Origin of the sequence: Flavobacterium ammonificans, from assembly GCF_020886115.1 — a bacterium.
Classification (GTDB): Bacteria; Bacteroidota; Bacteroidia; order Flavobacteriales; family Flavobacteriaceae; genus Flavobacterium; species Flavobacterium ammonificans.
The window spans coordinates 950727-966975 of the sequence record NZ_AP025185.1; the positions used below are offsets into that span (position 1 = coordinate 950727).

Sequence of the window (16249 nt, forward strand, 5' to 3'; positions counted from 1 at the left end):
GAGCTTTGTTAACCAGAATAAAAGTAGCTATGCATTCTATTCAACAGTATCAAGAATTTGTTTTGGAGTTTCTAAATGCGCAACAGCAGGAGCGAGAACCTAAAAATTTGTATGAGCCTATTCAATACATTTTAGGACTTGGAGGAAAAAAAATGCGTCCAGTACTTACTTTAATGAGTGCTGAAATTTTTGATGCTAATTATGTAAAAGCACTACCAGCAGCTTTAGCAGTTGAGGTTTTCCATAATTTTTCTTTAGTTCACGATGATATTATGGACGATGCTCCTTTGCGAAGAGGAAACATAACAGTACACGAAAAATGGAATATTAATACTGGAATTCTTTCTGGGGATGCGATGTTAATTTTGGCCTACCAATATTTTGAGCAGTACGAACCATTTATTTTCAGAGAATTAGCGAAGTTGTTTAGTAAAACGGCATTGGAAGTTTGCGAAGGTCAACAATGGGATGTTGATTTTGAAACTCGTTCAGATGTTACCATTCCGGAGTATTTAAAAATGATCGAATACAAAACAGCAGTTCTAGTGGCGGCAGCTATGAAAATGGGTGCTATTGTAGCAGAAACGTCGGCTGAAAATGGCGATTTAATTTATGATTTCGGACTGAATTTAGGTTTGGCTTTCCAATTACAAGATGATTATCTGGATGCTTTTGGTAATCCTGCTACCTTCGGAAAACAAATAGGTGGAGATATCATTGAGAATAAAAAAACCTATTTGTATTTAAAAGCAATTGAGTTTGCTTCTGCCGAAGAGAAAGCTAAATTATTACAATTGTTTTCGGTATCACTAGAAGAAAATGCCACTAAAATTGAGGAAGTTAAAACTATTTTTAATACAACTGGCGCTACTAAGGCTACGCAACAAGCTATACAAGATTATACATTAATGGCTTTTGCAACCTTAGACAAAATGAATATTAGCTCAGAGAAGAAATCGATGTTGAGGTCTTTTGGGGAGAATTTAATGAATCGCAATGTCTAGTTCTTTCGTCGCCCCATTAAATACAGATGTATTGCTTACCGAAGCTAGTAACGAAAATTTGTACTTCAACTTAATTGAGCAAATTAATAAAGATTTCAATTTAGCGAACGAATCCATTGATTTACCTCAGGACATTCAACCCGAAGAACTAAAATCGGCTTTACACGAAAAAATCTATCGATTGATTCAGTATAAGTTCGCCGAATACTTGAACTTACTTTACATTGTTGATGTGCCAGAAGATCAAATAAAGAAATTGGATGGTTCTGACATTGCAGAATTAGCTAAGCAAGTTGCTTTCTTGGTATTGAAACGCGAATGGATGAAAGTCTGGTTTCGAAATAAATACTAAACTATTCTAGTTCTGATTTTAAGATTGTTTTATTCCACAACTCAGCGCCGTCTTTATCAAACAAACTCATTTTCATTTGGCGGGTTTCTTTTTCGCCAGAAAAAGACAAAGTCCCAAAAACATGTTGCGCAAATAAGCTGCCAGGCACTCTATTAGTGTTAGGTTCTTTAGTTATTCTTTCAACGTTTCCATGCCCAGAGGTTAAAGGTGAAACCGTCCAATCGTACAATGGATAAGTGTTAGGTCTTTTTAAGATGGATAATTCTGTAAAATGCCTGTCTCCAGAAATAAATACAACTCCTTTTATTTGGTTCGCCAAAATCTCGCTTAACAAAAAGTCTTTTTCAGATTTGTAGTTTTCATAGTTTTCAAAAACAGCTTCGGTATTTAAAACTTGTCCGCCAATAACTATGATTTTAAAACTCGCTTTTGAATAGGTTAAGGCGTCAATTAGCCATTTGATTTGTGCTGATCCAAGCATAGTTTTTTCTCCAGTTAAACGTTTGTTCGGCGATTTGAAAAAACGATTATCTAACAAAAAAAGTTCGGCATCACTCCAATTATAGCTCGAGAAAATGCCTTCTTTTTGCTCGGCATCCATCCCGTAAGATTTATTGGCCCAAAAATCTTTGAATGCTTGTTGGGTAATGTATTTGTTGTAAAAACTACGATCACTATCATCTGGTCCAAAATCGTGGTCGTCCCAAATGGCTATGTTTTGTGTACTTGCAAGCAAAGGTTGCATTTCTTTTAATGCTCTTGAATGTGTGTAACGATGATAAATTCCGGATTTACTATCCCAGTCCGCTTCTCGTAAATACACATTGTCTCCTCCCCATAGCATTATATCTGGATTTTTTTTAGCAATACTTTCAAAAATCGAATAGTTAGAACCATAAGGTTTTCCTGGTCTATCTAATGCTTCTTCACTAATGTAAGAGCAACTTCCTAAAGCAATCGTAAAATCAGGCGCTTTTTCGCGCCATTGCCATAATTTTTTTGATGAAAATGAAGTGTCATAAGGCAACGCAATTTTTTGATTATTAATCAATAAATCGTAATGGTATTCTTTGCCTTGTTGCAATTGCGTTAGTACAATATGATTGGTAAAATAATTATTCTCTGATGATTTATACGTCTTCGATGAAAAAACTTCTGCCGGTTTGTCTTTTGCATAATAATCAACTCGAACATCTGCCTCTTTTGAAGTTTGTGCCCAAATAACGGCTTCAGTCATTTCGCAATAACCCACCATTGGACCGGACTGCAAAAGAGTTTTTTGAGAATATCCAAAGAATGAAAAGCTAATTAAAAGGGAAAGAAAGATATTTTTCATAATGTATTTATTGAGTGCTAAAGTAGTATTTACGGGTCAAATAAAGGTAATTAATTTAAAAATAAAAACGAATGAATGGCATAAGCGCATCGCTGTATGTACTTTCATTTTTGTCAAATAATAAGTTGTATCGAGCTCCAAGGGTTACATTTCCATTGCGATATCCGGCTCCAACATACAGACCAGTATTCCAATATTTTCTTGATTCTTGATTTGAAATAAATGATGATGTTGTATTGACTCTAATTTGTTCCAGCTCAAGAGAAAGTTGAATTTTTTCAATTGGATTAAATAAGCTAATTGCACTCACGCCATAAATAGAAGAACTGTATTGATTTTTTAATCGGGTATAACTTCCAATCAGCCCAGAACCAATACTTATATAACGGTTTAAAGGATAAATTGCGCTTGGAGCAACAGCTATTTCTGTGTAACCTGATCCTAAATTCAATCCAAAACCACCGCCAAACTGGACTTTTTCCCAGAACATAGTAGGAGTTTTATTCGCAATCGTTTGCGAGTAGCCATAATCAAATCCGATTAAAACAAACAAAATTACAATTGAATTTAATTTGATAACCTGGCTAAAATTAATTTTGCGCATAATTTTTTTCGGTATTTTTAACAAAATTTAACGTAAAAGTAGATAAATAATAGGATTAAATAGATTGGTTTATTGTACTTTTGTCAACAAAATAAACAAAAAGCATATTAATCAATAATTATGGATAGGTTTTCCTTTTTAAACGCAGCTCATACCGAATTTTTCGCTCAATTATACGATCAATATTTAGATAACCCTGATAGTGTTGAACCAAGTTGGAGAAGTTTTTTCCAAGGTTTTGATTTTGGAATGGCAACCTATAATGAGGAAAATGTCATTGATCAAATGACTTCTTTCGCTTCTAATTCTGTTTCTAATGGAACCGTTTCTGAGAAATTACTGAAAGAATTCAACGTAATTAAATTAATTGACGGATATCGAACTCGTGGGCATTTGTTTACTAAAACAAATCCTGTTCGTGATAGAAGAACCTATTCTCCTAATTTAGATATTGAAAATTTTGGATTGGCTGCGGCCGATTTAGAAACGGTGTTTGATGCAGCTAAAATTTTAGGAAAACAACCGACTTCGCTTAAAGAAATTATTCGTCATCTCGAAAATATTTATTGTCAATCTATTGGTGTGGAATACATGTACATTCGTAAGCCAGAAGTAGTACAATGGATTCAAGATCGATTGAATATTAATGAAAACTTACCCCATTTTAATGTTGAACAAAAGAAAAATATTCTAGATAAATTAAATGAAGCAGTTTCTTTTGAAAATTTCTTGCATACCAAATATGTTGGTCAAAAACGTTTCTCATTAGAAGGAGGAGAAAGTATTATTCCAGCTCTTGATGCTTTAATTGAAGCTGCTGCCGAAAAAGGAGTAGAGCAATTTGTAATGGGGATGGCCCACCGTGGGAGGTTAAATATCTTAGCCAATATCTTCGGCAAAGCCACTCAAGACATTTTCTCTGAATTTGACGGAAAAGATTACGATCAAGAATATTTTGACGGTGACGTTAAATACCATTTAGGATTAACTTCTGAAAGAAAAACTAAATCAGGCAAATCAATCAATATTAATTTAGCGCCAAACCCGTCTCACTTAGAGACTGTTGGGGCAGTTATTGAAGGAATTGCGCGTGCTAAACAAGACAAATATTTTCCAGACGATTTCTCAAAAGTATTGCCAATTGCCGTTCACGGTGATGCTGCGGTAGCAGGACAAGGGATTGTGTACGAAATTGTTCAAATGGCACAACTAGACGGTTACAAAACGGGTGGAACGATTCATTTAGTGATAAATAACCAAGTTGGTTTTACTACCAATTACCAAGATGCACGTTCATCGACTTATTGTACGGATGTAGCTAAAGTTACTCTTTCACCAGTATTACACGTGAATGCAGATGATACTGAGGCGGTAGTGCACGCTATGTTGTTTGCACTTGACTATAGAATGACTTTTGGTGGCGATGTGTTCATCGACCTTTTAGGATATAGAAAATACGGGCATAACGAAGGGGATGAGCCTCGTTTTACGCAACCCGTTTTATACAAAATCATTGCGCGTCATAAAAATCCAAGAGATATTTATGCTGAAAAATTGATTGTTGACGGAATTATTGATCAAGCCTATGTAAACAAAATTGAAAGTGATTACAAAGCGAAATTGGACGAAAATTTACAAGAATCGCGCAAGAAAGATTTGACTATAATTAAGCCATTTATGCAAGATGAGTGGCAAGGATTTGTTCAAGTGTCTGATGACGTGATGTTGCAAAAAGTAGACACTACTTACGACAAGAAAAAATTAGACGGTATTTTAGAAACAATTTCCACATTACCATCGGATAAAAAATTCATCAACAAAATTTCTAAGATTGTAACCGATAGAAAAACAATGTACGACAACAATCAAATCGATTGGGGTACTGCCGAAGCTTTGGCTTACGGTTCGTTGTTACAAGAAGGATACGATGTTCGTTTGTCAGGACAAGACGTAGAAAGAGGAACGTTCTCTCATCGTCATGCTGTGGTAAAAGTAGAAGATAGCGAAGAAGAAGTAGTTCTTTTAAATTCAGTGAAAGATAAAAAAGGACAGTTCAATGCCTTTAACTCGTTCCTTTCAGAATATGGTGTTTTAGGATTTGATTACGGATATGCTTTGGCTAACCCAAATGCTTTAACGATTTGGGAAGCGCAATTTGGAGATTTCTCAAACGGTTGCCAAATTATGATTGACCAATATATTTCTTGTGGAGAAGATAAATGGAACAACCAAAATGGTATCGTACTATTATTGCCACACGGTTACGAAGGACAAGGTGCTGAGCACTCTTCGGCAAGAATGGAACGTTATTTACAATTGTGTGCTCGTCATAATATGTATGTAGCTGATTGTACTACACCAGCCAACTTCTTCCACTTGATGAGAAGACAAATGAAAACGAAATTCCGTAAACCTTTGGTGGTTTTTTCTCCAAAGAGTTTATTGCGTCACCCATTATGTATTTCTACTCAAGAGGAATTGGCAAACGGAAGTTTCCAAGAGACAATTGACGATACATCAGTAGATAAATCAAAAGTAAAAACAGTAGTTTTCTGTACTGGTAAATTTTACTATGATATAGTAGCTGAAAGAGAAAAACTAGAACGAAATGATGTAGCTTTGGTTCGAATTGAGCAATTATTTCCGTTGCCAACAGAACAATTGAAAGCGATTATTGCGAGCTATCCAAATGCAGATGATTACGTTTGGGCACAAGAAGAGCCTAAAAACATGGGAGCTTACAGTTATATGTTAGTGAACTTTGATTTGGTTCCTTGGCGTTTAGCCTCATTGAAAAATTATGCAGCACCAGCTTCAGGAAGTCACACTAGAGATAGAAGACGTCATGCTGATGCCATTAGAATGGTTTTTGACAAGAATTTATTTAGATAAAATGCCAACTGTTTTTTACATAAACGGATTTAGATTTTTCTTTTATAGTAATGAACATTTGCCAAAACACATTCATATTGAAATTGGAGATAAAACAGCAAAGTTTTATCTTGAAAATGCTGAATTAGTAAAGTCTTTTGGATTTAATCCAAATGAATTAAAGCAAATACGTATTTTAGTCGAAGAAAATCAAGAACTATTAATTAAAAAATGGGATGAGTATTTTAACAATTAACAAGTCAAAAAACGCAGTTGATATAGCTTTTGAAGATTCAAAAATGATTGTTTTTTTAGAAGACGGAAGAGAATTGTCAATACCTCTTGAATGGTTTCCAAGATTAAGAAAAGCTACTTCTGAACAATTAAGTAAATGGAGGCTTATTGGAAAAGGAGAAGGAATTCATTGGTCGGAAATTGATGAAGACATTTCAGTAGAAAATTTATTAGAATAATATTAGAACAATAACAATATAAAGTTACAAACGATGATTTTAGAAATGAAAGTCCCTTCACCTGGGGAATCAATCAAAGAAGTAGAAATCGCAACTTGGTTAGTAAAAGATGGCGATTATGTAGAAAAAGACCAAGCCATTGCTGAAGTAGATTCAGACAAAGCAACTTTAGAATTGCCAGCAGAAGCAAGTGGTGTCATTACACTTAAAGCTGAAGAAGGAGATGCAGTTGCTGTAGGTGCGGTAGTTTGTTTGATTGATACAGCTGCGGCAAAACCATCTGGTTCAGCTCCAGCTCCAGTTGCGGAAGCACCAAAAGCTGAAGAAAAGAAAGCAGAAGCGCCAAAAGCGGCTCCAGCTCCAGCAGCAACTTATGCTGCTCAAGCGCCTTCGCCAGCGGCACGTAAAATATTAGACGAAAAAAACATCCAACCTTCTGACATTGTTGGAACAGGAAAAGATGGACGTATCACTAAAGAAGATGCTGTGAACGCAGTACCTTCAATGGGAACTCCAACAGGAGGTTCTCGTGGTACTGAAAGAATTAAATTATCGATGTTGCGTCGTAAAGTAGCGGAACGTTTAGTAGCTGCTAAAAATGATACGGCTATGTTGACTACTTTCAATGAAGTGAACATGACACCAATAAATAATTTGCGTAACGAATACAAAGATGAATTCAAAGCAAAACACGCTGGTGTTGGTTTAGGATATATGTCTTTCTTTACAAAAGCAGTTACAAGAGCGTTACAATTGTATCCAGATGTAAACTCTATGATGGATGGAGATTATAAAGTGGCTTATGATTTCTGTGATATTTCTATCGCAGTTTCTGGTCCAAAAGGATTAATGGTACCGGTAGTTCGTAATGCAGAAAACTTAACTTTCCGTGGAGTAGAAGCTGAAATCAAACGTTTGGCAATCAAAGCACGTGACGGGCAAATCACAGTTGATGATATGACAGGAGGAACATTCACTATTACTAATGGAGGTGTTTTTGGAAGTATGTTGTCTACACCAATTATCAACCCACCACAATCAGGAATTTTAGGAATGCACAACATTATTGAGCGTCCAATTGCTGTAAATGGTAAAGTAGAGATTCATCCAATGATGTATGTGGCACTTTCATATGACCACAGAATTATTGATGGTCGTGAGTCTGTTGGATTCTTAGTAGCAGTAAAAGAAGCGCTTGAAAATCCAGTAGAATTGCTTTGCGATAACAATCCTAAAAAAGCATTTGAATTGTAAGACTTCGATAAGATCAGTCTAAATAATTGTCATTCTGAACTTGTTTCAGAATCTAAATCCTAAACTCTCTAAAGAGTTTAGGATTTTTCGTTTATTTGCCAAACCTAAAAATCAAACTATGTCATCCAATAAAAAGTCGGCCGCAATAGGGTTTATCTTCATTACCATGTTAATCGATATTACGGGTTGGGGAATCATTATCCCAGTTATCCCTAAATTGATCAAAGAATTGATTCATGGTGATATTAGTGAAGCAGCCAAAATTGGAGGTTGGTTGACATTTGCTTATGCGATAACTCAGTTTTTGTTTGCGCCATTAGTAGGTAATTTGAGTGATAAATTTGGGCGAAGACCTATCATTTTGATTTCGCTGTTTGCGTTTTCATTGGATTATTTGTTATTGGCTTTTGCGCCAACAATTGAATGGTTATTTGTAGGACGAATTATTGCTGGACTAACAGGAGCAAGTATTTCAACAGCAACTGCTTATATTGCCGATGTGAGCACACCAGAAAACAGAGCGAAAAACTTTGGGATGATAGGTGCGGCATTTGGATTAGGATTTATTATTGGACCTGTTATTGGAGGTTTGTTAGGACAATTTGGCGCCAGGGTTCCGTTTTATGCTGCAGCAGGTCTTTGTTTATTAAACTTTTTGTACGGTTACTTTATTTTACCTGAATCATTGGTTAAAGAAAATAGAAGAGAATTTGATATCAAAAGAGCCAATCCTATTGGTGCTTTATTGCATTTAAAAAAATACCCTAAGTTAATTGGTTTAGTAATAGCTACTTTCTTATTGTATGTTGCGTCTCACGCAGTGCATAGTAATTGGAGTTTCTTTACCATGTATCAATTCAATTGGGACGAAAAAATGGTAGGAATATCGTTAGGTGTAATTGGACTGTTAGTAGGGCTAGTTCAAGGTGGTCTGATACGCTGGATTAATCCAAAATTAGGAAATGAAAAGAGTATTTATGTAGGAATGGCTTTATATACTTTAGGTATGTTTTTATTTGCCACTGCTACCGAAAGCTGGATGATGTTTGTCTTTTTAATTCCGTATTGTTTGGGAGGAATCGCCGGACCTGCTATGCAAGCCGTAATTTCAGAACAAGTCCCTGCCAATGAGCAAGGCGAAATCCAAGGAACAATGTCGAGTTTAATGAGTGCTTCGGCAATTATTGGACCCCCAATGATGTCTACTGTTTTTTATTACTTTACTCATAACGAAGCTCCATTTAAATTTCCTGGAGCGCCATTTGTTTTAGCAAGTATTTTGATGTTATTGAGTACAATTATTGCCTATTTATCTTTTAAAAAGCGCGACTAAATTTTATAAATTCCAATTCATGATTATTACAGATACCCATACCCATTTGTGTTCAGAAGAATTTGACCAAGACAGAACGGAGACGATTCAGCGCGCAATTGCGGCTGGAGTTTCTCGATTTTTTATTCCTTCAATTGATAGTTCTGGAACGCAAAAAATGTATGATTTGGAAGCGCAATTTCCAGACAATGTGCGTCTGATGATTGGTTTGCATCCTTGTTATGTAAAAGATAATTATTTGGACGAATTGGCTCATGTAGAAGCACAATTAGCTCTTCATAAATTCTATGCTATTGGCGAAATTGGGATTGACTTGTACTGGGACAAAACAACTTTAGCTATCCAAAAAACCGCTTTCCAACGCCAAATACAATTGGCAAAACAACATAAATTAGCCATTAATATTCATTGCAGAGATGCTTTTGACGAAGTTTTCGAAGTGTTGGAATTAGAGAAATCTCCTGAATTATTTGGAATTTTTCATTGTTTCTCGGGCGATTTGGAACAAGCCAAAAGAGCTATTTCGTTTGGATTAAAATTAGGAATTGGAGGCGTTGCGACATTCAAAAATGGTAAAATTGATCAGTTTTTAAATCAAATCGAATTAGAACACATAGTACTTGAAACGGATTCACCTTATTTAGCTCCTGTACCGCATCGAGGCAAACGCAATGAAAGTAGTTATGCTGTTTTGGTCGCTCAAAAATTAGCGGAATTATACAACATGCCGTTATCAGAAATTGCACGTATCACGACTGAAAATTCCAAAGCTATTTTTGGGATTTAACTCAGAATCAGACTTAGTTTGATATTTTTTTTGTTCTTTTGTTCTCAATAAAATGATTTCAAAATGCAAAAGTTTGACGCAATACGCCCTTTTTATGAAACGGAAGTAAATGAGGCTTTACAAAGTGTAATTCCCCATCCGATGATGAAGGCGTTGATGAATTTTACTTTCCCTGATGTGGAGGATGAGGTATGGAAAGAGCAATTGAAAAAAACCCACTCCATACGAGATTTTCAGTGTAATTTTATTTATCAAACAGTTCAAAAAATTCTTGAAAATAGTTCCGACGGACTTACTACTTCTGGATTTGAGCATTTAGAAAAAAATAATTCCTATTTGTTTATTTCGAATCATCGAGACATTCTTTTAGATACTACACTGTTAAACGCCTCTTTGTTTCAAAATGGCCATTTGATGACGGCCTCAGCCATCGGAGATAATTTAGTAAAGAAATCATTTATCAAAACTTTGGCGCGATTGAATCGCAACTTTTTAGTTTTAAGAGGTTTGTCGCCAAGAGAGATGTTGCAGAGTTCTAAATTATTGTCAGAATATATGGGTCAGTTGTTGTTGCACGAAAATCGTTCGGTTTGGATTGCGCAGCGAGAAGGTCGAACCAAAGACGGAAATGACGAAACCAACCCAGGAGTTTTAAAAATGATTGGAATGGCATCAGACGAAGCCGATGTAATGAAGTACTTCAAAAAAATTAAAATTGTTCCTGTTTCTATTTCTTACGAATACGACCCAACAGACGTTTTAAAAATGCCTCAACTTTTGGCGGAAGCCAATAATGAAGTCTATGTGAAATCTAAGAATGAAGATTTTAATACGATTATGAGTGGTGTAATGGGGCAAAAGAAACGCATCCATTTGCATATCGGAAAAGTATTGGACACAGAAATTGACCGAATTATAACAGAAAATGATTCGTCAAACAAACAAATTCAGGCACTAGCACAAGAAATTGATGATGCTATTTTGAGTAATTATAAGTTGTGGCCCACTAATTTTATTGCTTACGATATTGTGAATAAATCGAATGCCTTTTCTCATTTGTATACGGAATCTGAGAAATCTCTTTTTGAGCGCCGTTTAGAAATTCGAATTGGAACTGACAATCCGGTTGCAATAGATGGATTTTTAGCTATGTATGCGAATCCGGTTGTTAATAAATTAAAATATACCAATGCTTTCTAAAGCAAAAATACTGTTGATTTATACCGGAGGGACTATCGGTATGAAAAAGGACTTCGTAACAGGTTCTTTAAAAGCGTTCAATTTTAGTAAATTGTTGCAACGCATTCCTGAGCTTAAATTATTGGACTGCGAAATCGAAACCATTTCTTTTGAAAATCCAATTGATTCTTCCAATATGAATCCGGAGAAATGGGTGAAACTCGCTACTATTATAGAAGAAAATTATAATTCATTTGATGGGTTTGTAGTGCTACACGGATCAGATACGATGTCTTATAGCGCCTCGGCTTTGAGTTTTATGATGGAAAATTTAGGCAAGCCAATTATTTTTACTGGGTCTCAATTGCCCATAGGAGATTTACGTACCGACGCTAAAGAAAATTTAATTACTGCTATTCAAATTGCCTCTTTGCGGGAAAATGGTGAAGCATTAGTGAAAGAGGTATGTTTGTATTTTGAATACAAATTGTATCGTGGCAATAGAACTACTAAAATCAATGCCGAACATTTCAAAGCATTCACCTCGCCCAATTATCCTTTTTTAATAGAATCAGGAGTGCATCTCAAAATTAATTCGGACTTGTTTTTGTCTTTAAACGTGGATACGAGATTGCAGGTTCATAAAGAATTAGACACCAATGTTATTATTCTAAAATTGTTTCCTGGAATCAGCGAACAATTAATTGATGCTGTCGTGGCAATTCCTAATTTAAGAGGAATCGTTTTGGAAACCTATGGGTCTGGCAATGCTCCTACTGACGAATGGTTCTTATTGGTTTTGAAAAAAGCAATTCTGAATGGAATTCATATAATTAATATAACGCAATGTTCAGGCGGAAGTGTTAGAATGGGACAATATGAAACCAGTGCCGCTTTACTTGAAATTGGCGTTATATCAGGGAAAGACATGACTACTGAAGCGGCTATTACAAAATTGATGTATTTATTAGGACAAAATACACCACCGTCTAATTTCAGAAATAGATTTGAAACACCATTGCGTGGTGAAATTCAAGAATAGTCTAGTTTCATTTTTATACCTCATTTTTTTTTAAGTTATTTGCAATCCCAATTAGAGAGGTGTCCGAGTGGTTGAAGGAGCAAGCCTGGAAAGTTTGTATATGGGTAACTGTATCGTGGGTTCGAATCCCATCCTCTCTGCAAAATTAAAACTCAAGAGCGATCTTGGGTTTTTTTGTTTTAATTTAGATAATTTTCAACCTTCAAAACGGTATCTTTGTTATTAGGAATAATTAATACAAACCCTATGAAAGAAATGAATAGCTATGTAAAATCGATTTTGGTTTTCCAATTATTTTTACTGTATTGTATTCCTATTTTTGGTCAGGAGATTCAAAAATCAGAAATCATCTCTGAAACTAAAATCGATTCGTTGTACCGAGAAGATCAGTTTTTTATCGGGCTTACTTATAATCTTTTAAACAAAACACCTGTCGGTTTTTCAAATGATAAATTTGCTGCCGGTTTAACTGCCGGATTTTTGAGAGACATGCCAATAAATGCAAAAAGAAATTTAGCTATTGCACCAGGATTAGGTCTGACTTTTAATAATTACAATCAAAATATTGGCATATCAACCAGTAACGGAATACCCTCTTATTCTTTATTGAGTGATCCGTCAAAATATTCTAACAATAAGTTTTCACAATTATTTTTAGATGTTCCTATAGAGTTGAGATGGAGGGGTTCTACTTTTCAAAATCATACTTTTTTTCGCATTCATGCAGGACTAAAACTAAGTTATTTGGTATTTGACAGGTCTGTATTTACTAGTAATTTGGGTGATGTAGTCATTAATAACAATCCTGACTTCAACAAAATCCAGTACGGATTATTTGCTGCAGCAGGATATGGTAGTGCTAATTTATACATTCAGTACGGTTTGAATTCTTTGTTTAAAACAGCTCAAATTGCAGGCAATCCAATTAATGCAAGGTCATTAAATATAGGGTTGGTCTTTTATATTTTATAGTATAAAGCTCGAATTCGAAAAGAAGTACTATTTTTGATTCACTAAGACCTGAGTTTCTTAATTTGATACATGAAAATATCCATCCAAAATAGCATTTCAAATCTCAATGCCCAATTCATTGGAGATTGTAGTGATTACACGATTGATTCTATATCGATAGACAGTCGGTCATTGCAAAATAGCGCTACAAGTTTGTTTTTTGCACTTGTAGGGCCAAATAACGATGCTCATCATTACATTGAGGATTTGATTCGTCAAGGAGTTCGTTATTTTGTAGTCAATCACATACCTGAAAATTGCCTTGGTAAAGCTAACTTTTTAGTAGTCAAGGATACTTTAATCGCCTTACAACAATTAGCAATTAGCTATCGAAGTCAATATGATTTTCCAATAATTGGCATTACTGGAAGTAACGGAAAAACGATAGTTAAAGAATGGCTTAACTTTCTATTAAGCCCAGATTTTAATATCATAAGAAGTCCCAAAAGTTATAATTCTCAAATTGGAGTTCCGCTCTCAATTTTAGGGATTAATAGCCAGCACAATTTAGGGATTTTTGAAGCAGGTATTTCCACAGTAGCTGAAATGGAAAAGTTACAAGATATTATTCGTCCAACGATTGGTATCTTAACTAATATAGGATCTGCACATGATGAGGGATTTGCTTCCATAGGAGAAAAAATTAAAGAGAAGCTTAGATTGTTTAGTAATTGCAACACATTAATATATAATAAAAACAAAACAATTGATGCTTTCTTAAATCCTAGGTTGAATACTTTTTCTTGGAGTTTTAATGATAAAGAAGCAGACGTTTTTATCCAAAAAATTAGTGGAATCGAAAACACTCAATTTCAGGTAAAGTATAAATTAAACAGTTTCGATTTTACCATACCTTTTCAAGACAATGCTTCTATTGAGAATGCGATTCACTGCGTGATGGTATTGTTATATTTTAACTATGATCCTTTAATTATTGAGAGTAGAATACGATTGCTTTATCCTGTAGAAATGCGACTTAAACTAAAGAATGGAATTAACGGAACTACCCTTATTGATGATAGTTATAGTTCCGATTTTCAGTCTTTAAAAATAGCATTAGATTTTTTAGAAAGTCAAAAGCATCACAAAAAAAAGACAGTTATACTTTCTGATATTTTTCAGAGTGGACTGTCTAATGAGGAGTTGTATTCTAAAGTGTCACAATTAATTATTGCTAATAAAATAAATAGGGTAATCGGAATTGGAAAAACAATTTCGGAGTTCAAACACAAGTTTGTTAATTGCTCAACTTATGCCACCACTCATGAGTTTATTGAACAATTTGATAGTGATAATTTACGAAATGAAACGATTCTGATAAAAGGTGCTAGAAGTTTCCATTTTGAAGAAATTGTTACTGCTTTTGAAGAAAAAACGCATGAGACGGTACTAGAAGTGAATTTGAATGCGATTAGCAATAATTTAAGTTTTTATAAATCAAAATTGAAGCCAGAAACCAAAATGATGGTAATGGTAAAGGCTTTTAGTTATGGCAATGGCGGAGTAGAGATAGCTAAATTATTAGAGCATCATTGTGTTGATTATTTGGGAGTTGCATTTGCAGACGAGGGTATTGCATTAAAAAATGCAGGAATTCAATTGCCAATTATGGTTTTGAATCCAGAAACAACCAGTTTTGAGGCAATCATTCAATATCAATTAGAACCAGAAATATACAGTTTGAAAGGGCTTAATGCTTTTCTTAAACTTGCAGAACAAAAAAACTTAAGACATTTTCCTATTCATATCAAGTTGGATACAGGCATGCATCGTTTGGGCTTTGAATCCAACACTATTGAAGAGTTAATTGCTGCCTTGAAAGGAAATCAACATGTAATTGTCAAAAGTATTTTATCGCACATGGCCACGAGTGATGCAGTCGAACACCTTGATTTTTCATTACATCAAATTAAGTTATTTGAAATCTTATCTCAACAATTGATGGTTGAATTAGATATTCAACCTATTCGTCATATTCTAAACACTTCTGGGATAAGTAATTTTACTCACGGGCAATATGATATGGTTCGGTTAGGGATTGGATTGTACGGAATTTCTAACGATCAGGAAGAACAAAAACAGTTAGAAAATGTTAGTACTTTAAAATCAGTCATTTCACAGATTAGAACAATTTCAGAAGGTGAAAGTGTAGGGTACGGAAGGAGATTTGTTGCTAATTGCTCAACAGATGTAGCCACGATCCCTATTGGATATGCTGATGGAATCTCCAGGTTATGGGGAAATGAAGTAGGCTATGTTTCGATAAACAAACAAAAAGCAGCAATTATAGGTAGTATATGTATGGACATGTTGATGGTTAATGTTACTGGAATTAATTGTGTTGAAGGTGATCCGGTTATTATTTTTGGAGATTCTCCAACGGTAATTGAGATAGCACAAAAAACACATACGATTCCGTATGAAATTTTAACCAGTATTTCACAACGTGTGAAACGTATTTTTTATAGAGAATAAGATTTTATAGTAATTATTTATGGGATTTTTTACAGATTTTAAAGCCTTTTTAATGAAAGGCGAGATAGTTAATCTAGCCACTGCGGTAATTGTTGGAGGTGCTTTTGGAAAAATAGTTACCTCATTTACAAATGATGTTTTAATGCCTCCTATCGGGCTGCTTTTAGGAAAGGTAGATTTCAAGAATTTAAAATTAATACTTCAAGACGGTGTTCCTGCGGTAACTGAGAATGGTATTCAAAAAGCGCCAGCTATTGCTGAGGTTACTCTTAATTACGGAGCTTTTATTCAAACTGTTTTTGATTTCGTAATTATCGGTTTTTGTATTTTTATAGTTTTAAAAGCCTACGAAAAAGCCCAACAAAAAATCATTAAAAATGAAGTTCCTAAAGAGACAAGCGGCCCTACGCAAGAACAATTACTTACTGAAATCCGCGATTTGTTGAAAAACAAATAAAAATGTTATAAATTTAACAATTTGTTATTTTTTGTGAACACACTTGTTCCAAACTCTTTATTGGTTATTTT

At 34.7% G+C, this 16249-nt stretch carries 15 protein-coding genes and 1 tRNA gene; 14 read left to right on the top strand and 2 right to left on the bottom strand.

The genetic code is table 11. The annotated features are described in order from the left end of the window. Window positions 1-29: 29 nt before the first annotated feature. Entirely contained in the window at window positions 30-1004 is a 975-nt protein-coding gene (locus LPC20_RS03990; RefSeq protein ID WP_229326701.1) for a polyprenyl synthetase family protein, read from the top strand. Next, window positions 997-1356: a hypothetical protein gene (locus LPC20_RS03995; RefSeq protein WP_229326703.1), complete on the top strand. Its 360-nt coding sequence runs from the start codon at window positions 997-999 to the stop codon at window positions 1354-1356. Before LPC20_RS03990 ends, LPC20_RS03995 begins: the two co-directional genes overlap by 8 nt. Before the next feature lies 1 nt (window position 1357). Here LPC20_RS03995 and LPC20_RS04000 read toward each other — a convergent pair whose 3' ends face one another. Next, complete coding sequence (locus LPC20_RS04000) at window positions 1358-2692, bottom strand: alkaline phosphatase D family protein (RefSeq protein WP_229326705.1); 1335 nt, start codon at window positions 2690-2692, stop codon at window positions 1358-1360. Between the two features lie 55 nt (window positions 2693-2747). Beyond that, entirely contained in the window at window positions 2748-3296 is a 549-nt protein-coding gene (locus tag LPC20_RS04005; RefSeq protein ID WP_229326707.1) for a hypothetical protein, read from the bottom strand. Between the two features lie 120 nt (window positions 3297-3416). Here LPC20_RS04005 and LPC20_RS04010 point away from each other — a divergent pair, with 120 nt between their 5' ends. The 12 genes from LPC20_RS04010 to mscL all read left to right on the top strand — a co-directional run bounded on the left by LPC20_RS04010 (window position 3417) and on the right by mscL (window position 16178). Continuing rightward, complete coding sequence (locus LPC20_RS04010) at window positions 3417-6188, top strand: 2-oxoglutarate dehydrogenase E1 component (RefSeq protein ID WP_229326709.1); 2772 nt, start codon at window positions 3417-3419, stop codon at window positions 6186-6188. Window position 6189: 1 nt separating this feature from the next. Then, window positions 6190-6423, top strand: a complete 234-nt coding sequence (locus LPC20_RS04015) for a DUF4160 domain-containing protein (RefSeq protein ID WP_229326711.1) — start codon at window positions 6190-6192, stop codon at window positions 6421-6423. Further along, window positions 6404-6640 carry a DUF2442 domain-containing protein gene (locus LPC20_RS04020; protein ID WP_229326713.1) on the top strand — a complete coding sequence of 79 codons (237 nt, stop codon included), beginning with the start codon at window positions 6404-6406 and terminating at the stop codon, window positions 6638-6640. Before LPC20_RS04015 ends, LPC20_RS04020 begins: the two co-directional genes overlap by 20 nt. Window positions 6641-6673: 33 nt before the next feature. Then, a complete protein-coding gene (odhB, locus tag LPC20_RS04025) occupies window positions 6674-7894 on the top strand; it encodes a 2-oxoglutarate dehydrogenase complex dihydrolipoyllysine-residue succinyltransferase (protein ID WP_229326715.1) in 1221 nt (406 codons plus the stop codon). A 118-nt stretch (window positions 7895-8012) separates the two neighbouring features. Then, window positions 8013-9227 (top strand): TCR/Tet family MFS transporter, encoded by a 1215-nt coding sequence (locus tag LPC20_RS04030; protein WP_229326717.1) that lies wholly within the window; start codon window positions 8013-8015, stop codon window positions 9225-9227. Window positions 9228-9246: 19 nt separating this feature from the next. Beyond that, entirely contained in the window at window positions 9247-10014 is a 768-nt protein-coding gene (locus LPC20_RS04035) for a TatD family hydrolase (RefSeq protein ID WP_229326719.1), read from the top strand. A 63-nt stretch (window positions 10015-10077) separates the two neighbouring features. Further along, entirely contained in the window at window positions 10078-11214 is a 1137-nt protein-coding gene (locus LPC20_RS04040; protein ID WP_229326721.1) for a 1-acyl-sn-glycerol-3-phosphate acyltransferase, read from the top strand. Further along, a complete protein-coding gene (locus LPC20_RS04045; RefSeq protein ID WP_229326723.1) occupies window positions 11204-12235 on the top strand; it encodes an asparaginase in 1032 nt (343 codons plus the stop codon). Before LPC20_RS04040 ends, LPC20_RS04045 begins: the two co-directional genes overlap by 11 nt. Window positions 12236-12288: 53 nt before the next feature. Beyond that, window positions 12289-12375: transfer RNA gene (locus LPC20_RS04050), tRNA-Ser, on the top strand. 106 nt (window positions 12376-12481) lie between these two features. Then, window positions 12482-13207, top strand: coding sequence for a porin family protein (locus tag LPC20_RS04055; protein WP_229326725.1), 726 nt, complete (start codon window positions 12482-12484; stop codon window positions 13205-13207). A gap of 69 nt (window positions 13208-13276) precedes the next feature. Then, complete coding sequence (locus LPC20_RS04060) at window positions 13277-15721, top strand: bifunctional UDP-N-acetylmuramoyl-tripeptide:D-alanyl-D-alanine ligase/alanine racemase (protein ID WP_229326727.1); 2445 nt, start codon at window positions 13277-13279, stop codon at window positions 15719-15721. A 19-nt stretch (window positions 15722-15740) separates the two neighbouring features. Beyond that, on the top strand, window positions 15741-16178 hold the full coding sequence (mscL, locus tag LPC20_RS04065) for a large-conductance mechanosensitive channel protein MscL (protein ID WP_229326729.1): 438 nt from the start codon (window positions 15741-15743) through the stop codon (window positions 16176-16178). Window positions 16179-16249: the final 71 nt, after the last annotated feature.